This is a genomic window from Flavivirga algicola (assembly GCF_012910715.1).
Lineage (GTDB): Bacteria > Bacteroidota > Bacteroidia > Flavobacteriales > Flavobacteriaceae > Flavivirga > Flavivirga algicola.
In genome coordinates this window covers 448672-474363 of sequence record NZ_JABBHF010000001.1, presented here as the reverse complement: position 1 = coordinate 474363, position 25692 = coordinate 448672, and the positions used below count along the sequence as shown (strand labels likewise).

Annotated in this window: 25 protein-coding genes; 7 read left to right on the top strand and 18 right to left on the bottom strand. The window is 31.9% G+C overall.

Annotated features, from left to right (window positions below; translation table 11 throughout):
* Nucleotides 1-17 precede the first annotated feature (17 nt).
* The 16 genes from HHX25_RS01860 to HHX25_RS01785 all read right to left on the bottom strand — a co-directional run bounded on the left by HHX25_RS01860 (nt 18) and on the right by HHX25_RS01785 (nt 18366).
* Entirely contained in the window at nt 18-755 is a 738-nt protein-coding gene (locus HHX25_RS01860) for a shikimate dehydrogenase family protein (RefSeq protein ID WP_169669483.1), read from the bottom strand.
* Nucleotides 748-1767, bottom strand: a complete 1020-nt coding sequence (locus tag HHX25_RS01855; RefSeq protein WP_169669481.1) for a DUF368 domain-containing protein — start codon at nt 1765-1767, stop codon at nt 748-750. The genes HHX25_RS01860 and HHX25_RS01855 overlap by 8 nt, the downstream gene beginning before the upstream one ends.
* Nucleotides 1768-2688, bottom strand: a complete 921-nt coding sequence (locus HHX25_RS01850; protein ID WP_169669479.1) for a DUF368 domain-containing protein — start codon at nt 2686-2688, stop codon at nt 1768-1770. It abuts the gene before it with no gap.
* Between the two features lie 137 nt (nt 2689-2825).
* Nucleotides 2826-4214, bottom strand: coding sequence for a tetratricopeptide repeat protein (locus tag HHX25_RS01845; protein WP_169669477.1), 1389 nt, complete (start codon nt 4212-4214; stop codon nt 2826-2828).
* Between the two features lie 151 nt (nt 4215-4365).
* Nucleotides 4366-5556: an aspartate aminotransferase family protein gene (locus tag HHX25_RS01840; RefSeq protein ID WP_169669475.1), complete on the bottom strand. Its 1191-nt coding sequence runs from the start codon at nt 5554-5556 to the stop codon at nt 4366-4368.
* A 2-nt stretch (nt 5557-5558) separates the two neighbouring features.
* Complete coding sequence (locus tag HHX25_RS01835; protein WP_169669473.1) at nt 5559-7394, bottom strand: OstA-like protein; 1836 nt, start codon at nt 7392-7394, stop codon at nt 5559-5561.
* Nucleotides 7395-7531: 137 nt separating this feature from the next.
* Entirely contained in the window at nt 7532-8467 is a 936-nt protein-coding gene (locus tag HHX25_RS01830) for a M28 family peptidase (protein ID WP_169669471.1), read from the bottom strand.
* A gap of 293 nt (nt 8468-8760) precedes the next feature.
* The gene (locus tag HHX25_RS01825; RefSeq protein WP_169669469.1) at nt 8761-9099 is read right to left on the bottom strand and encodes a hypothetical protein; all 339 of its coding nucleotides are present in this window, start codon (nt 9097-9099) and stop codon (nt 8761-8763) included.
* 129 nt (nt 9100-9228) lie between these two features.
* Nucleotides 9229-10173, bottom strand: coding sequence for a hypothetical protein (locus HHX25_RS01820; protein ID WP_169669467.1), 945 nt, complete (start codon nt 10171-10173; stop codon nt 9229-9231).
* A gap of 66 nt (nt 10174-10239) precedes the next feature.
* Nucleotides 10240-10755 carry a hypothetical protein gene (locus HHX25_RS01815; protein WP_169669465.1) on the bottom strand — a complete coding sequence of 172 codons (516 nt, stop codon included), beginning with the start codon at nt 10753-10755 and terminating at the stop codon, nt 10240-10242.
* Between the two features lie 26 nt (nt 10756-10781).
* The gene (locus HHX25_RS01810; protein ID WP_169669463.1) at nt 10782-12173 is read right to left on the bottom strand and encodes a hypothetical protein; all 1392 of its coding nucleotides are present in this window, start codon (nt 12171-12173) and stop codon (nt 10782-10784) included.
* A 75-nt stretch (nt 12174-12248) separates the two neighbouring features.
* Nucleotides 12249-13034, bottom strand: coding sequence for a helix-turn-helix domain-containing protein (locus tag HHX25_RS01805; RefSeq protein ID WP_169669461.1), 786 nt, complete (start codon nt 13032-13034; stop codon nt 12249-12251).
* A 516-nt stretch (nt 13035-13550) separates the two neighbouring features.
* On the bottom strand, nt 13551-14837 hold the full coding sequence (locus tag HHX25_RS01800) for an adenylosuccinate synthase (protein WP_169669459.1): 1287 nt from the start codon (nt 14835-14837) through the stop codon (nt 13551-13553).
* 12 nt (nt 14838-14849) lie between these two features.
* Nucleotides 14850-15302, bottom strand: a complete 453-nt coding sequence (locus HHX25_RS01795) for a Fur family transcriptional regulator (protein WP_169669457.1) — start codon at nt 15300-15302, stop codon at nt 14850-14852.
* A 26-nt stretch (nt 15303-15328) separates the two neighbouring features.
* On the bottom strand, nt 15329-17548 hold the full coding sequence (locus tag HHX25_RS01790) for a RelA/SpoT family protein (protein ID WP_169669455.1): 2220 nt from the start codon (nt 17546-17548) through the stop codon (nt 15329-15331).
* Between the two features lie 221 nt (nt 17549-17769).
* On the bottom strand, nt 17770-18366 hold the full coding sequence (locus tag HHX25_RS01785) for a non-canonical purine NTP diphosphatase (protein WP_169669452.1): 597 nt from the start codon (nt 18364-18366) through the stop codon (nt 17770-17772).
* Nucleotides 18367-18513: 147 nt separating this feature from the next.
* Here HHX25_RS01785 and hpf point away from each other — a divergent pair, with 147 nt between their 5' ends.
* Nucleotides 18514-18813 carry a ribosome hibernation-promoting factor, HPF/YfiA family gene (hpf, locus tag HHX25_RS01780; RefSeq protein ID WP_169669450.1) on the top strand — a complete coding sequence of 100 codons (300 nt, stop codon included), beginning with the start codon at nt 18514-18516 and terminating at the stop codon, nt 18811-18813.
* 17 nt (nt 18814-18830) lie between these two features.
* Nucleotides 18831-19190: an MmcQ/YjbR family DNA-binding protein gene (locus tag HHX25_RS01775; protein ID WP_169669448.1), complete on the top strand. Its 360-nt coding sequence runs from the start codon at nt 18831-18833 to the stop codon at nt 19188-19190.
* Between the two features lies 1 nt (nt 19191).
* Here the strand turns inward: HHX25_RS01775 and rlmH are convergent, their stop codons facing one another.
* Nucleotides 19192-19665 (bottom strand): 23S rRNA (pseudouridine(1915)-N(3))-methyltransferase RlmH, encoded by a 474-nt coding sequence (gene rlmH / locus HHX25_RS01770; RefSeq protein WP_169669446.1) that lies wholly within the window; start codon nt 19663-19665, stop codon nt 19192-19194.
* 127 nt (nt 19666-19792) lie between these two features.
* Here rlmH and nadC point away from each other — a divergent pair, with 127 nt between their 5' ends.
* The 3 genes from nadC to priA all read left to right on the top strand — a co-directional run bounded on the left by nadC (nt 19793) and on the right by priA (nt 24124).
* Nucleotides 19793-20653, top strand: coding sequence for a carboxylating nicotinate-nucleotide diphosphorylase (gene nadC / locus HHX25_RS01765; protein WP_169669444.1), 861 nt, complete (start codon nt 19793-19795; stop codon nt 20651-20653).
* A 72-nt stretch (nt 20654-20725) separates the two neighbouring features.
* Nucleotides 20726-21667, top strand: coding sequence for a YihY/virulence factor BrkB family protein (locus tag HHX25_RS01760; protein WP_169669442.1), 942 nt, complete (start codon nt 20726-20728; stop codon nt 21665-21667).
* Nucleotides 21668-21670: 3 nt separating this feature from the next.
* Complete coding sequence (priA, locus tag HHX25_RS01755) at nt 21671-24124, top strand: replication restart helicase PriA (RefSeq protein WP_169669440.1); 2454 nt, start codon at nt 21671-21673, stop codon at nt 24122-24124.
* 34 nt (nt 24125-24158) lie between these two features.
* Here priA and HHX25_RS01750 read toward each other — a convergent pair whose 3' ends face one another.
* Nucleotides 24159-24854 (bottom strand): LytR/AlgR family response regulator transcription factor, encoded by a 696-nt coding sequence (locus tag HHX25_RS01750; protein ID WP_102754690.1) that lies wholly within the window; start codon nt 24852-24854, stop codon nt 24159-24161.
* A 199-nt stretch (nt 24855-25053) separates the two neighbouring features.
* Between HHX25_RS01750 and rpsF the strand changes: the two genes are divergently transcribed.
* A complete protein-coding gene (rpsF, locus tag HHX25_RS01745; RefSeq protein WP_169669438.1) occupies nt 25054-25392 on the top strand; it encodes a 30S ribosomal protein S6 in 339 nt (112 codons plus the stop codon).
* A 2-nt stretch (nt 25393-25394) separates the two neighbouring features.
* Nucleotides 25395-25691, top strand: coding sequence for a 30S ribosomal protein S18 (gene rpsR, locus HHX25_RS01740; RefSeq protein WP_019388303.1), 297 nt, complete (start codon nt 25395-25397; stop codon nt 25689-25691).
* Nucleotide 25692 lies beyond the last annotated feature (1 nt).

Genomic DNA, 25692 nt, shown 5'->3' with positions numbered 1-25692 from the left:
TTGTAGGATTGTTATTACTATATGTTCCATATAGACCAGGCCTTTTCTGCTTGCAATTTTAACATATTGAGTCCATTAATGGTTACGGCATTATTTTGCTTACCCAGTTTTAAAAACTTGGTTTCATCTGGATTGTATATTAAATCGAATAAAATATGCTTATCTGTTATGGCTTGATACGGAATATTTGGACAATCCTCAATATTTGGAAAAGTACCTAGAGGTGTACAGTTTATTATTAATTGATGGTTTTTTATAGCATTTTCAGTCAAAGAATCGTAAGTAAAACCAATACCTTCAGATTGTTTTCTTGAAACATATTGGTACACAACACCTAATTTTTTTAAACTGTAAGCAATGGCTTTGCTAGCGCCTCCAGTCCCTAGAATCAAAGCGCTTTTATGATGTGGTTTTAGAAAAGGCTCGATAGATTTTTTAAAGCCATAACAATCAGTGTTATAGCCTACTAATTTGCCTTTTTTGGTGACTTTTATAGTGTTTACAGCACCTATCGCTTTTGCTTTTTTACTTACTTTATCGAGATAAGGGATAACAACTTCTTTGTATGGTATGGTGACATTTAAACCTTTGATATTTGAAGTGTTTTTTATGATTGAAGGAAATAAGTCGATTGCTTCTATATCAAAATTCTCATAGGTTGTATCAGTTATCTTTTCATCTTCGAATTTCTTTTTAAAATATGTTTTTGAAAATGAGTAAGCTATATTTTTACCTAAAAGTCCTAATTTATTCATGTGTTTTTCTAGTTTTTTGTCCATACCATTCTAAAGCTAATACAATAGCAATTCCGAAACAAACAAATGCAATGGCATAATATGTTTCGGTATTAAATTCGGGAATGAAACGCTTATAATTTTCTATTATTTTTTGGCCGGTCGAATCCAAAATAAAAAGACCATCCGTATCCATTTTATAGATGGTTTTTTTCCATGGCCATACAACGCCCAGTGACCCGATAATAAAACCTATAATGGCAGATATTGTGACATTTTTATAATGTTTTAAGATATAACTTAAGGCATGAGAGAAGGTTACCAGACCTGTTACGGACCCTAATGTAAAAACGGCTAAAACTTTAAGCATTCTAATACGTTCTGTATTATCAATAAAAGTGAAATCTCCACCCAAGGCTTCATAAAAAGTGTCATAAAGAGCATTTACCGAATCTACTAATAGTAAAACATAGTTTCCTAGTAAAATGAGTATAAAAGAACCTGAAAACCCAGGTAGTGTCATACCGGACACACTTATAATACCACAAAAAAACACAAACCAAAGGTTGTCATTTTCTTTTGCAGGATTAAAAAAACTAATACTTAAACCAACCATAACTCCTATGGCTAACGAGGTGTACGTTTTGTAATTCCAATCTTTAAAATCTTTGTTAATGTAGTAAATGGATCCGATAATCATTCCAAAGAAAACACTCCAAACGAAAAGCTCATAATGTTTTATTAAATAATCCAGAACTTTAGAAATGCTAAAATAACTAATTACCATTCCCAAAAAGAGTAGACTTAAAAAGCGACCGTTTATATAATTAAAAAAACTTTTAAACCGTCCGTTGATAAATAATTTAAACGCTTTACCATTTACTTTTTTGAGCGAATAAATAAACTCTTCGTAAAACCCAGCCACAAAAGCAACAACGCCTCCAGAAACACCAGGAACTTTGTTGGCAGCTCCCATGCCTAATCCTTTTAGGATGAGAAAAATTTTATCGGTAAGTGTCCTGGTACTTTCCATTTATTGTTTTTTTGAACCTACTTTTTCCAGAATAAAAATAGTTAAAAAGCCAATAATCATTAAAATGACAGCAAAAGCAAGTTGGCTTTCACCATCGAAAGAAAAAGGAGAAACACTTTCTTGTAAAACAGGTGTTTTTATGCCTTTGGAATTTGTGTGCCACGTTAAGGTCTTTTTCCATGGCCATACTTTATTCAACGATCCAAAAATAAAACCAGTAAGCAATGCCAATGTGATGTTATGGTAATGTTTGAAAAGCCATTTTAAAATATGACTAAAACTAAGTAAGCCTACAAGGGCTCCACTAGTAAAAATGAATACCTTTTTTATGTCTATATCATGTATGGCATCACTTAGTGCTTTATATGCTCCCAGAATTATTAGTATAAAGGATCCCGAAATACCAGGCAATATCATGGCGCAAATAGCTATGCTTCCTGCAAAGAATAAAAATAAGGAACTCTCGTTGTTTGCTAAAACAGGAAGTCTAGTAATGTAAAATGCAATACCAGTACCAATAATTAATGCTATGATAACAGTTATGTTCCATTTAGAAATTTGTTTACCGACAAAATAAATACTGGCGACTATAAGCCCAAAAAAGAAAGACCAAATTAAAATAGGATGATTCTCTAACAAATACTTGGCAAGCTTCATAAACGACACAAAACTTATTATAATACCTGTTGTTAATGCCAGTAAAAAGTTTCCATTTAATTGTTTCCAAAAAGCATAGATGCCTTTACTGAAAAGTGTTTTGAAAAGGGAAATATTTATGTTGCTTATAGATGAAATCAATTCCTCGTAAATACCAGATATAAATGCAATTGTACCACCTGAAACACCTGGGACAGCATCGGCAGCGCCCATAGCTAAACCTTTTAAGGAAATAATAAAATAATCGATGAGACGTCTTTGCATATTCTGATTTTTAAACTGAAACCAAAGGTATACATTTTAATGAACATTCATGATTAAAAATGTGATCAGAAATTAGAAATAATAGCGTGTATATAAGACCTGACTATTAAGAAAGTGTTATCCAGAAAGAAGTTAGCTTACAGATTTGTTTTTAGCAATGTTTTTACTAATATTCTGTTAGAAACCTCAGGAAAAAGCTCTTCAATTATAAAAGCATACTCTTCATTGGAAACAATACCGTTTTTTAGATGAAACGTGCCTTTGTCGATTTCATTTATAGAAAAGTACAAGCCCGCTAGACGATATTCCAGCTCTGCATTTTCAGGATAAAATTCTAAAGCCTGTTCAAAATTATAAATAGCAGCTTGCGATTCACCGAGTTTGATCAGTATATCGCCACGAGAGAGCCAGGTATTAAGCTCATAATTGCCTAATTCCAGCGTTTTTTTGAATCCGCGCTCTGCTTCTTCATAAAAATGAAGTCGCTGGTTAATTTGCGAGTATAATTTCCAGTAGATCACATTTTCAGGATCTATATTTAGAGCTTTGTTAATATAATAAAGTGCTTTTTGATAATTCTTTTGCCTGTTATAATACTTTGTTATAGCAATCCACCCTTTGTCTAATAAAGGATCTTCATGAACAGTTTTGTAATAATATTGAACTGCCAAATCATCATTTTTTAATTTTTCATGACAATGCCCTATGTGTAATAAAGCAAACGATGTTGGTTCATCTAGTTCTAATGAGATGCTATAATTTTCAATGGCATCGTCATAGCGTTTTAATTCTTCAAGCACTTTCCCTTTTTCCAGATAAGCACCTACAAAAGTGTCGTCTGAGATAACAGCAAAATCAAATGCAGCCAGTGCTTTTTTATACTTTTTTAAGGTAAAATATTGTTTACCTAATTGATGCCATGCGACTTCGCAATATGGATTTTTATCTAGAAACGTGTTTAAATAAGAAATGGCTTCTTCGTTCTGACCTAGAAATTCAAAGCAATATATCACATTATAGAGCGCAGAGTAATCATCTAAATCTTGCTCCAAACATTTCATGAAATATGTTTTTGCATTTTCAAATTGGTCTAAGAAAAGATATTCCATGCCAATTAAAGAATACAAGTCGATAACATCATCTGTTAGCTCCAATGCTTTTTTTAATACATCTATCGCTTGTTGGTGCTCATCTTTTTTAGATAATATGTTAGCTTTTTGAATGTAGATTTCCTCATTCATGGGATCTAAGCTATAAAGTTCATTTAATAAAGTATCTGCTTCAACTAGTTTGTCTTCGAAGACATAAACTTCAACCTTAAAGAGCTTTAGATTAATGGAGGTTGTGTGCTGGTCTAAACCTAATTTGATAGCTTTTTTTGCTAAGGCTATTTTTCCTCGGTTTAAATAGTAGTGAATGATGTTTTCAAACTCTTCAGAATCGAAAAACAAAACATGATTTGTTTTTAACATCGATTCAAATTTTGATAGAGGCAAATTGTTGTTGTCATTATGACTAAACTCCATAAGCACTTTTGTAAATTTCTACTAGAATAAATTTAAGCTTCTATTTGTCTTTATTACGATAAATTAATTAAATGTTTTTAACAAAGTAATCAACAACGATGCCTTTTAAATGTTTTTTAGATTCTTCTGTTTTGATTTTCAGAAAGTTGGGCTAGTGGTTTTGATTGTGTATTTCGTCTAAAATTTCAATGATTATGGCGCAGCCTTTGGTGATTTCTTCGTTAGAAATGGTTAAAGGCGGTGTAATTCTTATGGCTTTAGGTTCAAAAAGAAGCCAAAAAAGTATTAAACCCTTCTCTTGGCTTTTAAGAATTAGCGCGTTTGTTATCTTTTCTGAAGTGGTAATTATGGCAAGCATGAGCCCTTTTCCTCTAATTTCTTTAATTAGTGGGTGGACTAAAAGTTGACGAAATAACGTTTCTTTTTCTAAGGCTTCACTCATTAGATGCCCTCCAGTTATTTCTTTTAAGGTTGCCAGGGCAGATGCAGCAATAACTGGATGCCCACCAAAGGTCGTAATATGCCCTAATTTGGGTTTGTCTTGCAATACATCCATGAGTTTGCCAGAGGCTGTAAAGGCACCTATAGGCATTCCGCCACCTAAACCTTTGCCTGTAACTAAAATATCTGGAATACAATTGTAATGTTCAAACCCGAAAAGTTTACCTGTTCTACCTATACCAGGTTGTATCTCATCTAAAATTAAAAGAGCACCAACGGTATCACAGCAGTTCCTTACCTTTTCTAAATATGCGTTTTGTGGTTCTATAAAACCAGCACCACCTTGTATGGTTTCCAAAATAACGCAGGCTGTATTGGTAGTAATGTATTCTAAATTAGAAGCATCGTTAAATGTAATAAATTGCACATCTGGTAATAAAGGCCTAAATGCCTGTTTTCTTTCCTCAAAGCCCATCACGCTCATAGCTCCCATTGTGTTACCATGATATGCGTTGTGCGCTGCTATAATTTCACTTCTGCCAGTGGCTCGTTTGGCTAGTTTTAGGGCGCCTTCAATGGCTTCGGTACCAGAATTAGTTAAATATGTTTTTTCTAAAGGATCGGGGAGGTTATTGGCTAATAGTTTAGTGAGTTCTACAGCTGGTTTTTGTATGTATTCTCCATATACCATAACATGTAAATAAGCATCCAATTGCTTTTTAATTGCATGGGTAACTTTGGGATGGTTATGACCTAAAGGACAAGCAGACACCCCAGCAACAAAATCCAGATAAGCTTTATTTTTGGTATCATAAATATAAGAACCGATAGCATGAGAAATCTCCATAGCCAATGGGTGCGGCGTTGTTTGTGCTTGATATCTAAAAAAATCGGACTTCATTGTTACCTACTTAAATCGCTGGGAGTACCGAGTTTTTCTTTCGATTTTTTTATCATTTTCGGACTTAAAAGCTTTTTTTCTTTTTTAACTGACTTAGGTGTTGCTGGTTTAGGAATATGTCTTGCGGCTTTTGATGGTTCTTTCTTATTGTTTTTAGCCCGATTATCTGCATCTTTAATACGCTTCAGCATGTCTTCATCAAAAAACTCATCTTGCGGGACATAATCTTCCAGTCCTTTTATAACAGGTAAAACCAGAGGTGGGTCGTCTTTAAATAAATCTTCAACACTCAAGGGGCGTTCGTCTTCACGCCAATCAAAACCTTTTAAGATTTTTTCTTTTTCTGGGTATTGAGATTCTGGGTATAGTTTGCCATCTACTTGATTTATTCGATTATATTCTTCAATATCGCCTTCAGCAAAAAGCATGGAAATACTTCCGGATTTTGCTTTGTCTATGCCTATTAGCTCTTGTTTATCATTACGTGTATAAAAAATAGATTCGGCATTTTTAATAATATCGACTTGTCGTAACTCATTTTCTTCATTAAACAGGCCTATGAGTCGCATGCCATAAATTTGATTGTAACCGTCTTCGCTTATTGTATCCTTACTTATAATAAAGGCATTGTTGAAAACCCTCAGAGAATCTATCTTTTCTGTTTCTGTATTTGAAATAAGGTGAATGGTGTCACCAGTCATTTGATTGGCTATGTTCCAAAGAATCGGTTTTCGTACTGTAGAAAATTTATCGCTGGACGAAAAGCGATCTATATTTATTAATTCGGTGATCCCTGTTTTTTGATTTGAATGTATAGAATCTGCCTTTCCGCTAAGGTCGGTTTTAAATATTTTGGCATTGTAATATGCTCTAATAATACGATTTTCAGGTTTACCAGTTACCATGATTTTATCTGCGTGCATGTAGATAGAATCGTTTTCTTGCTGGGTGATTGCTAAGGCCCGTTTTGTAATAAATACAGAATCCTTTTCTTTAAATACCTCGGCGTAATGGCCTTTAATAATACTATTGTTTATGGTATCTGTTACTTTTATGTTATTGCTTGCCGAAGCAAAACTAATATTGTTGTCAAAATATAAACTATCGCCTTCTATAATACGGTTATCATAATCTATTCTTGCTTTTTTTAGAGCATAACCGACTTTATTTTCGGTATCATAAAATCCTTTTTCGCAATAGGTAACACTGGTTTCTGTTGTTATTGTTGAAGGTCCAAATAAAAAGGCATGACCCGTATCGGGGTAAAAATCGAAAAAATTTGAGTTAATCGTCGATTCTTTATTTACCAGTACAACGTCTTCAACAAATTGATATTTTGGAATGTCCATATAATACCTGCCTATTTTACTGGTAATAGTCCCGGATGAGTCTTTTACAACGGTTCCGCCACTTTTATAAAAAGCCTGTTGTTTAACACGGTCAAAATATAAGGTGTCTGAAGATATAGTAGAGTTTGGATCTTTTAAAACAACGTCACCACTAGCAAATGCCAAACCTGATGCACCGCTATATTCAACGTATTTGGAGGTCATGTTAATAGTATCACCTTGTATCATTTTTACATTACCATAGGCTTCTATAAATTTTTCAGCACTATAGTGGATCGCTTTGTCGCACCACAGATTGGCACCTTCATGCTCAATATGAACTTGTTGTGCATCATCCCGTATTAGTACTTTGGCACCTGGATATTTTTCTTCATCATAAGCAAGCTTACCAGCATATTCAATTTTTATTTTCTTTTTTTCTTGTGCGTTGGCAACTATTGAGACAAAGCCAACAACAAGGGTGATAAATAAAACTTGTAGTTTGTTCAAAATATAAAAGTTTGTCGCAAAAATAACGATTATAATGATGTTTAATTATCTGTTGGGATTTTTTTATGATTTACAATGAAATGAAAAACGCCCCAAAATACTTTGGAGTGATTAATCCATAAGAATTTGAAGTGAAACTATTTTAATTGTTTTATAGCGATATATAATTGCTCAATTACGGCGCTCATTTTATTGAGATCTAAGGTTTCGATTGTATCATTTTTGGTATGATAATTTTTATTTCTGTAAAAAGATGTGTTTGTAACCATGACGGCGGGATAGTTAAAATTCCAATAGTTTAAATGGTCGGAATAATCGATGCCTCTTACTAAATGAGATCCTTTAAAAAGGATTGTTTTAATTAAGTCTTGCTCTTTCATTAATAATCCAATTTGATTGCCAAATCTGTCACTTTTTTCATTTTGAACTACAGTAATAAAATCTGCTGTATTACCATATTTTAAATTCATTTCAGGTATGGGATAACTTTGTGACCCCTTTATATCATTATAATAGCCAATCATTTCTAAACAAATCATGCCTTTAACAGCAATGTTGTTTATATGTAAATAATTTGCATGAATATAACTTCCCATTTGCTGTGTTCTAAAAAAAGGAGGCTCTTCTAAAGTATAAGCTACAAAATCGATTCTATAATTCAATTTCTCTTTTGAAAGTAATCTGGCTAATTCTAATAGCCCAGTTACTCCACTAGCATTATCGTCAGCTCCTTGTTGGTTACCATATACATCATAATGTGCTCCAATAATAATGCGCTCATTGTTTTCTATGCCAATAGAACCAATAACATTCTTATACGTTTTATCATTTACAAGGTATGGTTGAAAAGCTACAGAATCACTAACTTTTATTAATTCAGATTTAATATAGTCTGCTATGGTATTGAGTGTTTCTATATTTTGGTAATTCCTGCTTTTTTGGGTTTGAGTGATTTTTATTAAATCATTTTTAATTCTATTTTGGTTTATAAATTTAAGAGAATCTATTGGTTTTGATTGTGTGTTCGCGTAGGTTGACAATATTAAAAAGAAGATGGATAGTAGGTTTTTCATAAGCTAAAACTGTAAACGTAAGAAAGTAAGGTTTTATTAAAACTTTTTAAGAATTTCCATTGGGTCATGTTCTCCACAAACTCTCAAAAAAGAATTATCAGGATATAACAAAAGAGTACCGCCACATTTATAAACATCTATTAGAGGCCAATTTATATAATTAAAAAAGTTGTTTTTTATTAGGTCCGTATTGTCAATTATTTGACCTTTAATTTTTTCATCATAGTTATCTACCATAATAAACAATGCTAAATTTTCTTTTTCTTTAATGGCTTTAACATACTTTTTTAGATTTATATTGTTAACAACATTGCATTTATGATCAATAGCATATCATATTCTATGATAATAGTATCATTCGGTGCAATTTTAAAGTCAGAATTAAGCTCTAGAAAATGTACTATTTTAGATTTAATGGAATTTGAAATATTTCCCCTGTATTCAATAGGTATCATACCATACTTCGCATTTTTATTTTTTAGTCTAATTTTTATGCCTCCTTTATTTTTTAACTTTCTAAATTGTATTTTAGAAAGAGGGTTTCCAAAATCATCTATATATTCTCCATTTTGTGAATAAGAAAAAGTATTAAAAATAAGAGCCATTAATAAAATTTGAATTGAATTTTTCATAAATATTTAAAAGTTATTTTATTAACTGAAATTAAATTGATATGTATTTAATATTAGTTTATAAAAACCTTTTTTTAATTGATTTTTTTTAAGTTTAAAGAAGTGTTTGGTTTTTTATTTTAGGAGCTATCAATTAAAATTTTCAGGGTTTTTCAGATATTTTTTCTTTTCTCTTTTTGTAAATTCTTGAAAAAAAGTGGCTTCATTAAAGTCTATGATATAATCGTTTTTATGTTTTAATTGTTCAGATCCATTAGTAGTATAAAAGTATGGCGTTAAAAACCCGTTATTACTTTTTTGCTCTTTTAATGATACTTTTCCTTTCAAATTAAGGTCATTGTTGATCAAATAATAAATATGGAAATATAATCTGTAAGTTGAATCATTAAAAGCGTCCAAAATGCCTAATTGGGATTGCGGATATACGGTTTGTCCAAGCTTAACAAGAAAAGAATTTTTCTTAAAACCTTTGTATGAAGCAAAGGTACCATCGGAATGTTCAATAAGAATACTGTTCATTTTGCTTTTGTAACTGTATTGTGTTAGTGTATCTGTATTAAATTCATTAACGATTTTAACAACAAGACCTTTTCTCATACTACAAACCGTATCGGCATAAGTTCTATCAATAACATAAGATTTCCAGTTTGAAGGTTTTTCGCTGCCAAAATAAACCTCATTTAAATTGGTACTCTCAAGTATAGTTATGCCTTTTTCTTTTTTAAAGGGGAGAGTATAAGCAAATAGCTTATCTACTTTTGGGTTTGGGGTTCCTTGTATGTAAGAATATTTATAAGAGAAATTTATAGGTTGTTCTTTGTTAATGGGCTTTAATTTAAAAAGTCTACCAGAATTGTTTTTAACGACTGTATGATATTTTTTATTATAAGTGTTCGACAATGATGTAAATTCTATACTTATATAGAAACTACCAGGAAGCTTTTTTTCATAATAAAAATCAACACTGTTATCTGAGTTTCTTTTTATGTTAATGGTGATGTTTTTGTTTTGTGAAGTGAGGTTATGACTAATTCCCAAAAGAATTAGGAAAATGATGATTTGTTTTTTTTTCATTTGGTGTTTAATAAATATATGATCTAAACCGTTAGCTATGGAGCGTATAATTTGATATTAAGTTAATTATTTATCCCAATATGTTTTGCCTTGGGTCTTTTTTATAGAAATAATTTTTTTGGTTTCATATATTGCTTGGTCAAAAATTTTATCAGCATCAAAAATTCCATTAGATATTTTATTTCCCTCAAATTGTACAGTAATTTTTTGCTTATCTCTATCCAAATCTTTTAATTCTTTTTTTAATTTTAAATATTCATTCTCAGTAGTGTAAACATTAATTATTTTCTCAGATTTTGTCTTTAATTTAAAGAATGGTTTGCCAAATAAGTCATGCTCTATTAAAATTTTAAAATATTCGCTTGATTTCTTTTCAGAATCGGAATAATTATTTTGATTTGGGTTTGTAATTCCTTCCTTGAATTTTTTTAGCTCTTCATCAGGTAAATTATATATGATACTTTGGAAGTCAATCAATTTGATATAAATATCACCTTGAATAATTTGTTTGTTTTGCTGATTTGTTTCTTTACATGAAAATATTGTTAATGTCAATATTGTTAAAAATAGATACTGTTTCATAATATGTTTTTATTTAATTTATAATTTTATGAGCAATCTCCTGATTTCTTAGGCGCATTACCTCCATTTAAATCTCTGGTAGCTCCAGGCGGTAAGGTTAATTCTCTTATATCTTCACCTAAATCACCAGGGTTTCTCCCTTTAAAAAGTGTTATGCCAAATTGTGAACCTACTCCAAGAGTACTGGGTAAATTTAACCCTCCTAATGATGCTACTTTGATACCAAAATCTGAACAATTATATTTATTTACATCATATTTTACAGGATAGTTTTCTACATAATTAATGATACCACTCAGTTGGTTTGATGAAATATCAACAGTTATACTCACATGATATGGTGATCCTGAATTATCATGAATTTCACTGTCCTGGCTACTAAATAAGTTGGCAGCACCCCCATTATCTGGATAGAAACCTAAGTTTCGAATGACTCCATTTTGTTCAATCCCAATGAATGTATGCCCAAGTCTTGCAGTTACCTCTCTAGAGTTTTCAATAGCCTGTTCAACATAAATAGTTAATTTTGCCGAATTCGATTTGTCAAAACATTCTAATTCCTTTTTTACATCATTTATTTTTGGTGTGTTTGCTGTTTCTACAAACATTTCTCCTTCTTCTAAAAGAAGCCTATTTCCATGAATAATAGGAACTTCAGAGTTACCCAATTGTGGACTTATATAGTTATTGTATGAAGAACTTCCAGAATTGTTACTACCTACATAAACATACTCGTAAGTCGTTTTGTTATATACCGAGTGAGTGTATTCTTGAGTACCATTTGGGTATATTTTATACCAGTCTGTATAATGAGTTACAGTAACCCATCGATAATTTCTACCACCTCCGCCAGTAGGACCGTCCTCATTATCTCCTGGTTCTTCTTTTGCTGGAAGTTTTAAAAGCAAATTTCCAGTCTCATCAGAGAATTCATTAATTTTTACCCCATTTTCATATCCTATAATCTTTAAAGCTTCTCCTTTTAAGTTATAGTGGTATAAAGTGCCAGAAAACCCATTAGGAGAAAAATACGATATTGTATTAAGCATTCCTTTATCTTTTGCTAGGAATTTTACAAGCTGTATATTCCAAATATCCACATCGTCTTTAATTGCAAGTAGTTTGTATTCATAATATAGTTTTTGATTGTCATTTTCAAAAAGATTACTGCTTGTGAAAATACTATTAAATTCATAAGTAATAGATTCATTATTTAGGTTCTCTATTTTATAATAATCATCCCAATTAATACTTAAATTGTCTTTAATAGTATTATCATTAAAATTCTCAATAGAAAATTCGTTTCTAATTTTTTGGATATCATTTATTGGTGTTTCTCTAATATTTTCTTTATTACAATTAGTAAAAAATATAATGATGAGAAATAAAAATGTAGTTTTTAAAAATATTTGTTTCATGTTTAAAAGTTAAATTAATTAATGAAACAATATTAATATGAGTATAGGTAGATAAGGTTCAGTATTTTCATAAAGTTACATATTTCGGACACTTTTTTTATATTCTATAGGCGTTTTTCCTGTTAATTTTTTAAAAGCCGTATAGAAGCTAGATTTGGAATTAAATCCAGCCTCTAGGCCTATAGCAATAATTGTGTAATTATCGTAATCAGGATTAGTCAACATTACCTTAGCGTCATTAATTCTTAGTGAATTTATATAGTCATTAAAATTTAAACTAGAATTTTTATTTATAAGTTGAGAAATATAACCTTCACTCAAGTTAAGTTTTTTAGAAAGTGTTTTTAAAGATAAGGAGGGGTCTAGATGTAATTTATCACTAATTATTAAATCATCAATTTTTGAATAGGTTGTAGACTTCTCTCTATTGTTTGCAAGTGGTGACTTTTTATGTGATTTATTGGAAATTTTACTTCTTATTTCTTTTCTTTCTTGATATAAATGTTTTTGTAAAATAGCCGAATAACCTATCCAATAAATTAAAATGGACATGCCAATCCATAAAGGATATAAATAATAATACCCTTCATTAAAAAAACTTTTGAATATACTTAACGAAATAACCCATAGAATGCAAAGTAAGATTCCCAAAAGTAAAATTCTTTTAAGCCATTTTGTTTTTATAGTAACATCATGGATATTGTATTTTGAATGATTTTTTTGATAAACTATTAAGAGTCTAAAAACTAAAACAATGATTGTGACGGAGAAAATGATAGAAATATATTCTACAATTAAATTGAAAATTTTTATGATAGCTAGATCATCATTTAATAAATTTCTAACTACTAAGTATATCATACTTAGTAAAAAAGGTATGAATAAATATATGTTTTCGTGTTTGTTGATTTTTTTATTGAGATAACTTTTAACAAAGAGAAAAAAGAATGGGAGCATTAAAAATTCAAAAGGAATAAATAATAGGCTGTTATCATCGTATTTATATCTAGGGATTATACCAGTATCAATAAACCAATATTGTAGGTTGCTAAAAGCTAAAGCTAAAATTGTAAAGGCGAGAAAGTAATTAGTTTTTGAATTAAGGTTTTTATTTAAAAAAATGATCAAGCTAAAAACAAAACCATGAATAATCCCAGCAAGAATTATGACATTATATACATTAAAATTCAGTTCCCCCATAAAACAAATATAAAAGAAAAAGACTACTAAAAAAGTAGTCTTTTGTTTTAATTATAAATGAGAATAGTTTTTAAATTTTATGAAAAATTGTTCTTTATTTTGGTCTAGTAACAAACCAAAAAAAACGCCCCAAAATACTTTGGAGCGTTTTTATAATAAATATGTATTGTGTAGTATTTAATGTACCAATTGTTCCCTGAAAATAGTTTGTTTTCTATCAGGACCTACAGAAACAATGGTAATAGGGATTTCCAGTTCTTTTTCTAAAAAGGCAATATATTCGTTTAAGGCTTTTGGTAATTGAGATGCTTCAGACATGGTCGTTAAGTCTTCATCCCATCCACTAAACTCTGTATATATGGGTTCTACATTTTCTGGTTCTATGTTATAAGGGAAATGGTTGATAACGTCTCCTTTATATTTGTAAGCGGTACACACTTTTAAGGTTTTAAAACCAGAAAGCACATCGCCTTTCATCATCATTAATTGGGTAACACCATTTACCTGACAGGCATATTTTAAAGCGATTAAATCCAACCAGCCGCAACGTCTTGGACGCCCTGTAGTGGCACCAAACTCATTACCGACACGTGCCATGGTTTCACCATCTTTATCAAAAAGCTCGGTAGGGAAAGGACCAGAACCTACGCGTGTTGTATAGGCTTTAAAAATACCAAATACGTCTCCAATTTTGTTCGGCGACACACCCAAACCAGTACAAGCACCTGCCGCAGTTGTATTACTTGATGTTACAAAAGGATAGGTTCCAAAATCGATATCCAATAAGGAGCCTTGTGCACCTTCTGCCAGAATGGTTTGTCCAGATTTTTGTGCCTGGTAAATATATTCTTCAGAGTCTATAAATTTTAAAGATTTTAAAACTTCAACAGCTTTAAAAAACTCTACTTCAAGCTCTGCCAGATCATATTCTATATCTACATTATAAAAAGAAATCATGGATTCGTGCTTATCGGCCAGCGCTCTATAACGTTCTTTCCAGTCACTTAATTCTAAATCGCCAACACGAATACCATTTCTACCCGTCTTGTCCATATACGTCGGACCAATACCTTTAAGTGTAGAGCCTATTTTTGCTTTCCCTTTAGAAGCCTCACTTGCGGCATCCAATAATCGGTGCGTTGGCAAAATAATATGTGCTTTACGAGAGATAACCAAGGATTTTCTGTAATCTACATTTTGCTCTTCTAGCTTGTCTAGTTCTCCTTTAAAGATAACGGGATCGATAACAACGCCGTTACCTACTAAATTTGTCGCATCATCATGGAATATCCCAGAAGGAATGGTATGTAAAACATGTTTTTTGCCATTAAAGACCAAAGTATGTCCTGCATTGGGCCCCCCTTGAAAACGCGCTATAATATTGTAGTTGGAGGTAAGTACGTCAACAATTTTTCCTTTGCCTTCATCTCCCCATTGTAATCCTAGTAGTAAATCTACTGCCATTGTAAAAATTAGTTAAGTGTTTGATTTTCTATTTCCGTAAAAATAGAGTGAATGGTTATTAATTTCTATATCAAAGATTTCTTCGATTGTTTTTTTTATAGATTGAATTCTGGGGTCACAAAATTCTATAACTTCCCCAGTATCTGTAAGTATAACATGATCGTGTTGTCTATCGAAATATGATTTTTCGTAATGTGCCTGGTTTTGTCCGAATTGGTGTTTTCTCACCAAACCACATTCTAGAAGTAATTCTATAGTATTGTAAAGCGTAGCACGAGATACACGGTATTTCTTGTTTTTCATGCTAAGATATAACGATTCTATATCGAAATGCTCTGTGTTATTATAAATTTCTTGCAGTATAGCATAGCGTTCGGGCGTTTTTCGGTGTCCGTTAGTCTCTAAAAAGCTCGTGAATACGCTTTTTACTATATCTTGGTTTTTTGTATCTGCCTTTGCATTCATAATTCCGTCGCAAATTTACACTTTTTTTACACTCTGGTAACCTTATCGATACCATTAATTTTTTTAAGTTTCTCTAAAAGCTTTTTTATAATGGTATTATTTTTTACAACAACATTGATTTTTCCAGAAAATAAGCCATCGTCACTTTCAAAACTTAAGCTTTTCATATTCACGTGCATATTGTCTGAAATAATGGAAGTAATATCGCTTACCAAGCCTATATGGTCAATTCCAGTAACTTTAATTTGGGCTAAAAATTCTTGTTGTGACGAGTCAATCCATTTGGCCTGCATAATCCTGTACGCATAATTTGATTGCATACTAAGCGCATTGGGACAATTTTTTTTATGGATCTTAATCCCTTCATTAACCGTTAGAAAGCCAAAAACATCATCGCCAGGAATTGGATTACAGCAATTTGATATTTTGTAGTCCAGCTTTTCTTCTTCTTTTCCGAAGACCAAAGAATCATATTTAGCCGTAACTTCTTCTTTTTCCAGGTCTTCTTTTTTAATAGTTGTCTTTCTTGAGATTTTATTTTTAATAAAACTCATCAAAGCATTACTTCTAGACGCTGCGTAGCTTTTAAGCATGGTATTATCTATCGTGCCAATACCAACTCTATAAAAAAGATCTAGGCTTGTTTTAAGCTTAAAATAGTTAACCAGTTCATTTGTAGAAGCCTCGTTAAGCGTAATCTTGAGCTGTTTTAATTTTCTTCTAAGAATCTCTTTGCCGTCTTCACCTATGCGTTTTTTGTCTTCTTTTAAAGCCGATTTTATTTTACTTCTAGCTCGGGCTGTAGTGGCATAATCCAACCAGTTTGCATTGGGTTTGGAACTTTCTGAGGTTAAAATATCGACTTGATCGCCACTTTGTAATTGGTGACTTAGCGGTACTAACTTACCATTTACTTTAGCTCCCCGTGTTCGCATACCAACCTCGGTATGGATATTAAAAGCAAAATCTAATGATGTAGCACCTTTGGGTAATGATTTTAACTCTCCAGTAGGGGTAAATACAAATATTTCTTGCGAATACAGGTTGAGTTTAAATTGCTCAACAAAATCTACGGCATTTGTATCTGGGTTTTCTAAAGCTTCCTGTAGCTTATTGATCCAATTTTCTAAATTATCCTCCTTCTCGTTGTCCTGTTTATATTTATAATGAGCAGCATAACCTTTTTCGGCAATTTCGTTCATACGTTCACTTCGTATTTGAACTTCGACCCAGCGTCCTTTAGGTCCCATAACAGTAATGTGCAAAGCTTCATAGCCTGTAGACTTAGGAGAAGAAATCCAATCGCGTAGACGTATCGGGTTTGGTCTAAAGTGATCGGTTACTACAGAGTATATTTTCCAGGCTAAAAACTTTTCGTTGGCCTCTTCACTTTTGTAGATAATCCTTATTGCAAACTTGTCGTACACTTCATCAAAAGAAACTCCTTGTTTCAGCATTTTTTTTCTGATTGAAAAAATAGACTTTGGACGTCCTTTTATGGTGTATTCAAAATTTTCTTTATTTAATGACTTCTTTATAACTTCACTAAACGCTTCTATATACTTATCCTGTTCTTCCTTACTTTCTTTAATTTTATCATAAAGATCGTTATAGACATCAGGTTCGGTATATTTTAAACCTAAATCTTCAAGTTCGGTTTTGATATTGTACAAGCCAATTCTATGTGCTAAAGGCGCATAAATGTATAGGGTTTCAGAGGCTATTTTTTCTTGCTTATCTGGACGCATAGAAGCCATAGTCTGCATATTATGGAGCCTGTCCGCAATTTTTATTATAATAACACGAACATCATCATTAAGTGTGAGCAGCATTTTCCGAAAATTTTCTGCTTGTAAAGACACGTCCATGTCTTTTTCTTTGCTTAAAGAAGATATTTTTGTGAGCCCATCTACAATAGTGGCTATCGTTTTTCCAAATAACTTTTCAATATCTTTTATAGTATAATCTGGGCTGTCTTCAACAACATCATGAAGTAGAGCTGCAGCAATAGAAGTCGCATCCAAGCCAATTTCTTGGGCAACGATTTTTGCTACGGCCAATGGATGGAAAATATAAGCTTCCCCAGATTTTCTACGTTGATCCTTGTGACCATCTATAGCAATATCAAAAGCTTTACGTATTAGTTTTTTATCGTCATCAGATAGCGTTGTATAGCTAACTTTTAATAATTCTTTGTAGGCTTTGGTTATTGCTGCATTTTCTTTTTCGATCTCTTCCTCTGTCATAGATTAAAAATAACATAAAGAATATTAACCACCAACATGAAGTTTGGTTTTTTATACCTGAATTTTTTAAACCCATATTCTGCATTAGAACTTCGTCATGAAGGTTGAAAATGCAATAAAATCTAGTATGTTATTAATTTCAGCATAGTATCTCCATGGTTAAACAAAAAAATACAGTAAAACGTTAGATTTTGCAGTAGTTTCAATCTGTAATAGATTTTCTAATGCATGATACGGGTTAAAGGTTGGGAATTTAAAAAATCAACCAATTGAAGAATGGCTTTTCCGCGATGGCCAATTTCGTTTTTTAGACTCAGATCCATTTCGGCAAAGGTTTGTTGGTATCCTTGTGGTTTAAAAATAGGATCGTAACCAAAGCCAAGCTTACCGCTTTTACTACTTGTTATTTCACCTTTGCATATACCGGTAAAAGTAAATTGTTCATTATTGAGCAGTAATGTGATTACCGTTTTAAACTGCGCATCTCTATTGGTTTTGGTGCTTAATTCTGTTAGTAATTTGTTCATGTTGTCATGGGCATCACGTTGTTCTCCAGCATAACGGGCAGAGTGCACGCCTGGAGCCCCGTTCAAGGCTGCTACTTCTAGGCCAGTATCATCAGCAAAACAATCATATCCGTAATGTTCTTTTACATATTTAGCTTTTTCAATACTGTTGCCCTCAATGGTATTTTGGGTTTCTGGGATATCTTCAAAACAATCAATATCGTTCAAACTTAATAGCTTTATATGACTAGGAATCAAAGCTTGTACCTCATGTATTTTATTAAGGTTATTGGTGGCGAAAACGAGTTGCATATGCTGAGCGAATTTAAATTTTCAAAAATACTATTATATTGATTTATAAGTGAAAATATTTTATGACTTTTTATGATTTTTGTTACTCTACATTATTAAAAAAACGTGTATCTTAGATTAAGAATTTTAATATAAATAAAAATAGATATGACAGTAAATATTCAATATGTAGGTGTAGATATAAGCGAGACACTTTCGACTTTCACAGAAGATAAATTGAAAAAAATATTTAACAGATACGAGTTTTTAATTAGCGCCAGTGTGCATTTTAAACAAGACGAAAACCAGCACGATACAGGTAAAATTTGTAATATAGAATTAAGCTTACCAGGTCCTCGAATTTTTGCGACTTCTAATGAACGTAATTTTGAAGTGTCTGTAAGAGAGACGATTAAGGATTTAGAGCGTCAATTAGAAAAACGAAAAGAAGTCTATAAAACGCATTAACTTAAGTTTTATATAAGATGAATATTGAAGCTTATAGAATGTATTGCCTATCTAAAAAAGGCGTTACAGAGTCTATACCATTTCCTAAGTTACCCAATGTACTTGTTTTTAAAGTCATGGGTAAAATGTTCACCGCTACCGATATAGATACATTTGATAGTTTTAGTATTAAATGTGAACCAGAAACCATAGAAGAACTTCGTGCAGAATATGATGCATTGGAAGAACCCTCATATTTTAGCAAAAAACATTGGAGTAGGGTTGTAGTCGATGGTTCTATTCCCGATAAGTTATTGTATGAATGGTTAGATGTTTCTTACCGTTTGGTAGTCGCAAAACTGACCAAAAAAGAACGGTTGGAACTAGAGAATTTATAAATTATCGGTGATGGTAAGGTTCGTTTCTTAAAATGGTAAAGCCTCTATAAAGTTGCTCAATAATAAACAAACGTACCATTTGATGGGAAAATGTCATTTTAGATAATGATATTTTCCCATTTGATTTATTATAGACATCTTGAGAGAACCCATAAGGACCTCCAATAACTAAAACTAGTTGTTTTATACCGGAATTCATATGTTTTTGCAGATAATTGGAAAAGCCTACGGAGTTTAATTGCTTACCTTGTTCATCTAATAAAATCAAAATATCGGTCGGGTTGAGCTTGCTCATAATAAGTTCGCCCTCTTTTTGTTTTTGTTGTGCTTCGCTTAAGTTTTTGACATGCTTTATGTCTGGAATAATTTCCAGCGAAAATTTAATATAAAACCCCAAACGCTTTGTGTATTCATCGATTAGTGATTGAAGCTCCTTATTATCGGTCTTGCCAATGGCGAGAAGTTTTATAGTCATAATAGCAAAATTACTATTTAGTATTTACGAAAAACATATTTAATGATGAAAAAAATAGAAATTTCATAAATGTAAAATTTAATTTAGTAAATCAATTTCTTATTTTTGTTGCAAACTAACTAAATATATGATAACACAAGAGCAATTCGATACAGAAGTTAAAATGATAATTTCCAATGCTATAAGAGAAGATGTGGGCGATGGAGATCATAGTTCTTTAGCTTGTATTCCAGAAAATGCAAAAGGGAGAGCAAAAATATTAGTTAAAGATAAAGGCATTATTGGAGGTGTTAATTTTGCTAAAAAAGTATTTGCATACGTTGATAAAAATTTAAAATTGGATGTTAAAATAGAAGATGGAACCGAGGTTACTTATGGTGATGTTGTTATGTATATTGAAGGGCCTTCTCAGTCTATTTTAAAAGCAGAACGTACGGTATTAAATGCCATGCAACGTATGAGTGCCATAGCTACAAAAACAAGGATGTTTGTTAATTTGTTAAAAGGTACTAAAACTAAAATTCTAGATACACGTAAAACAACACCAGGAATTCGTGTATTGGAAAAATGGGCCGTGGTTATAGGAGGAGGAGAAAACCATAGATTTGCATTGTATGATATGATTATGCTTAAAGATAATCATATCGATTTTGCTGGAGGTATTACCAAAGCTATTGAAATGACCAAGTCTTATTTAAAAGAAACCGATAAGGATTTGAAAATTATGGTTGAGGCCAGAAATTTAATCGAGGTTGAGGAAATATTAAAAAGTGACGGTATTTATAGAATTTTACTTGATAACTTTGATTATGAAGATACAAGAAAAGCCGTAAAACTAATAGATGGTAAATGTCTTATTGAATCTTCTGGTAATATAAACGAAGTCACTATTAGGCACTATGCAGAATGTGGGGTGAATTATATTTCATGCGGCGCTTTAACACATTCTGTCCATAATATGGATTTAAGTTTAAAGGCTGTAAACTAGTTTTATAACTTTCAAATTAGTTTAAGGGGCTTAGTGTTTAATGACAAACTTTTAAACTTTTAAAATAAATTAATGACCAAGCCCATTGAAGACAAGCTAGATAAGATTCCAGTAATAAATGTCTTGGTGCGGGTTTTTAAGCAGGTAAAATTACCAGGTCTTGAGGGGCTGTCATTTTACGATTTATTAGAGCTTTATATTACAGGTATCGTAAGAGGGGCTTTAACAACACGTGCAAGTGCCATCGCTTTTAGTTTTTTTATGGCCTTGTTTCCTTTTTTGTTGTTTGTACTAATCATTATTCCGTACATACCAATCGATGATTTTAAAATTGAATTTTTAACCTTTTTAGAATCTTTTTTGCCGCCAAATACTTCCGATTTTTTTGTAGAGAATATATTCGAAAATATTGATAAAACGCAACAAGGAGGTCTGTTGTCATCTGTTTTTGTACTATCAATAGGTTTAATGGCTAATGGAGTAAATGCGGTGTTTTCTGGTTTTGAAAATTCATATCATGAGCAATTAACCCGTAACATTTTCAAGCAATATTTATACGCGTTGAGTATAGCTTTGATATTGGCTTTTTTACTTATTGTAACCATAGCTGTTTTAGGTTATTTTCAAATATATGTGGTACAGGAAGTATTTGAAGCTTTGGAGAATAAAGGCTATCAAGTGGAAAATCAAAATGTATTATGGACAGATATTGCCAAATATGCATTCTTTATTATTATGGTGTATTTGGCAACGGCCACCTTGTATTATTTTGGTACTCAGGAAGGAAAACACTCTAAATTCTTTTCTGTAGGTGCCTTGTTTACAACCCTGCTAATTATGTTGTCGTCTTATCTGTTTGGTCTTTATATTGAAAATTTTGGGCAATACAATAAACTTTACGGTTCTATTGGGGCATTATTAATTCTACTGTTTTATTTGTGGCTTAATGCTAATATTTTATTGTTAGGTTACGAATTAAATGCCTCACTCAATAAACTACGTAAAAGGTGTTAGTTTATGCAGTATTTTATAGATGTAATCATTCCCGTACCACTTAAAAAACTTTTTACTTATCGTATTAGTGTTTCTGAATATGATTTTTTGGAACCAGGTATGCGAGTTGCGGTACCTTTTGGGAAATCTAAAATTTATACAGGTATTGTTTATAATGTTCATAATAATCCGCCAACGGTTTATGAAGCTAAAGATATTCAACAGATTTTAGATGATGTTCCTATTGTAAAGGCGAAGCAATTACAATTGTGGCAATGGATAGCAGACTATTATATGTGTACATTGGGTGATGTGATGCGAGCAGCTTTACCTAGTGCTTTTATTTTAGAAAGTGAAACGGTAATCCAAAAAAATAATATTAAGGAAATTGATGAAAAAATATTAAAAGATGATGAGTTTTTGGTTTTTGAAGCATTGCACCATCAATCCTCTTTAAAAATCCATGATATCTCCAATATTCTTGATAAAAAGAACGTCTTACCAGTTATTAAACGACTCATTGAAAAAGAGGCTATTTCTGTTGAAGAAGAGGTGTATGAAAAGTATAAGCCTAAATTGGTTCGTTATGTAAAGCTACATGCCAATTTTTCTTCAGAAACTGCGCTTGAAAAATTGTTGGATGACTTGAGCAGAGCACCAAAGCAGCGACAGGTTATCGTGACTTTATTTTCTGTTTCGGCAACGACGAAAAAACCAGTGAAAGTTTTAGACTTATCTACCGAAAGTGGAGCATCTACAGCCATTATAAAATCATTGATTGATAAAGGTGTTCTTGAAGAATATTATATCCAAACGGATCGTATTCAATATTCAGGCGATGAAAACGAGACTACAAAAAACCTTAATACATATCAAGAAGCCGCTCTAAAAGAAATAAAGAATGCTTTTGGCAAGCATACAGTTACCTTGCTTCATGGTGTGACCTCCTCGGGTAAAACCGAAGTGTATGTCAAACTGATTGAAGATATTTTAAAGAAAGGGCAACAAGTACTTTACTTGTTGCCAGAAATAGCGTTAACTGCCCAGTTGATTAAACGCTTACAGAATTATTTTGGAGAACAAGTGGCTGTTTTTCATTCTAAATACTCATCGCACGAACGTGTTGAGGTTTGGAATCATGTTTTAAATAACTCAGGGAAAGCAAAAATAGTTTTGGGAGCACGGTCCTCCATATTTTTACCATTTGATAATTTAGGACTTATCGTTGTTGATGAAGAGCATGAACAGTCCTTTAAGCAGTTTGATCCCGCACCACGATATCATGCACGCGATACGGCTGTTGTGTTGGCATACATGCACCATGCAAAAATACTTCTAGGGTCTGCCACACCAAGTTTAGAAAGTTACTTCAATGCAAAACAAGACAAGTATGGTTTGGTAGAAATTACGAAGCGCTACAATGATGTTTTGATGCCAGATATTGAATTAATAGATATTAAAGAAAAGTTTAAAAAGAAGCTGATGAAAGGCCATTTTAGTGATAGACTTATCGAAGAAATGACCGAAACTTTACAAGAAGGGCATCAAATTATTTTATTTCAAAATCGACGCGGATTTTCACCTATTGTAGAATGTAACACCTGTGGTCATTCACCACAATGTCCTAATTGTGATGTGAGTTTAACTTACCATCAATACAGAAATCAATTGCGTTGTCATTATTGTGGTTACAATTCGGCCATGATAAAAGATTGTATGGCTTGTGGTAGTCCAGAACTGGATACTAAAGGTTTTGGTACCGAACAAATTGAGGAAGAAGTGAAATTATTATTTCCAGACTATAAGGTTGCACGTATGGATTTGGATACTACTAGAGGTAAATATGGCTATGAAAAAATAATTACAGCTTTAGAGCAGCAGGAAATAGATATATTGGTAGGAACACAAATGTTAACTAAAGGTTTGGATTTTAGAAATGTAAAACTGGTTGGTATTATGAATGCAGATAATATGCTAAACTTTCCAGATTTTAGAGCCCATGAACGTAGTTTTCAATTGATGTTGCAGGTGTCGGGTAGGGCGGGACGTACGGATGAAAGGGGAAAGGTATTGATTCAGACTTATAATCCATACCATAATATTCTACAACAGGTCTCTACTAATAACTATACAGAGATGTATAAAGAGCAAATGAACGATCGTTATAATTATAAATATCCGCCTATTTACAAGCAAATAAAAATTACTTTAAAGCATAAGGATTATAACAAGGTTGATGCAGCTTCAATTTGGCTCGCAAAATCCTTGGTGCAGGTTTTTAAAGACCATGTCTTAGGTCCAGAATCGCCACCAATTTCTAGAATAAGAAACCAGTTTCATAAAAATATCCTGGTAAAGATTCCCAAGCAGCAATCATTATCAAAAACAAAAAAAGCCATCATTAGAATAAATGATAGCTTCTTTAGTATAAAAGATTTTCGGTCGGTTAAAATAATTTTAAATGTCGATAACTTTTAGTTTAATCCGGTTTAATTGGTTAGTTAGCTGGATTTTAAATATTGTTTAAAGCGTCAACTAATTGCGTCTTTTTGTTTCGGCTTAAAGGGATTTCATAAGCTCCCACCTCAACATTTTTACTGTTAAATCTATCTATCTTATCAAGATTAACAATGTATGATTTATGGATTCTTAAAAACTTACCTTCGGGTAATTCAGCCTCAAAAGATTTCATCGTAGATAGTACTACTAGGCTCGTTTCTTCTGTAACCAACTTTACATAATCGCCAAGGGCCTCAATCCACTTAATGTCTTTGATATAAACTTTACGTTTTTTAAGGTTACTTTTTACAAAAATATGTTCGCCTTCTTCTTCGTTAAAGTCTAAAGTCAGTCTATGCTGCTCTAAAGCTTTATCTACAGAAGTATTGAAACGTTCTCTTGTAATTGGTTTATGTAAATAATCGGTAGCATCGTAATTAAATGCTTTAAAAGCATACTCGGTTTTACCGGTTACAAAAATAATTTGAGGTTTGTTGTTCAATACGTCTAAAAGTTCAAATCCATTTAACACTGGCATTTCAATGTCTAAAAAAATTAAATCTACTTGATGCGTATTTAAACCATTTTTAGTTTCTAAGGCACTACTGTACTCTGCTATTAAGTTAAGCGAAGGATGATTCTCTACCAGCTTGACTATTGAGAGACGTTGTATTGCCGAATCGTCTACTACTACACAGTTTAATGTCATAACATTTTATATTATTTCGGTTAAGATATCGACAATAGTACAAAAAATTCGGCTAAAAACCAAAAATCATCGTTAAAGCGTTCGTTTTAACATAATTTTAACAATTTTTGAAAAGCCTTATTATACTTAAATAATTGTTGTTTTATATGTATATATTAACTATTTTTGCACCCAATTTTTAACAATAAAATAGATTTTTATGAATCATTATGAAACTGTTTTCATCTTAAATCCCGTTTTATCTGAAGATCAGATAAAGGAAACAGTAAAGAAATACGAAGATTTTCTTGTTTCTAACGGAGCTAAGATGGTAGCTAAAGAAGATTGGGGGCTTAAAAAATTAGCTTACCCAATACAAAACAAGAAAAGTGGATTCTATCACTTATTTGAGTACACGGTATCTGGTGAAGTAATTAATGCTTTAGAAGTAGAGTTTAGACGTGATGAGCGTTTTATGCGTTACTTAACTGTATCATTAGACAAGCATGCTATTTCATGGGCAGAGAGAAGAAGAGAAAAACTTAAAGTAAAAGCTTAATTATGTCATCGATAGAACAACAATCAAAAGGAAAAAAAGACGGAGAAATTAGATATTTAACACCGTTGAATATTGAGACAAACAAACAAAAGAAATATTGTCGTTTCAAAAAATCAGGTATCAAATATATCGATTATAAAGATCCAGATTTCTTATTAAAGTTTGTAAATGAGCAAGGTAAAATTTTACCAAGACGCTTAACAGGGACTTCGCTAAAGTATCAAAGAAAGGTATCTGTAGCTGTTAAGAGAGCACGTCATTTAGCTTTAATGCCATACGTAGCAGATTTATTAAAATAAA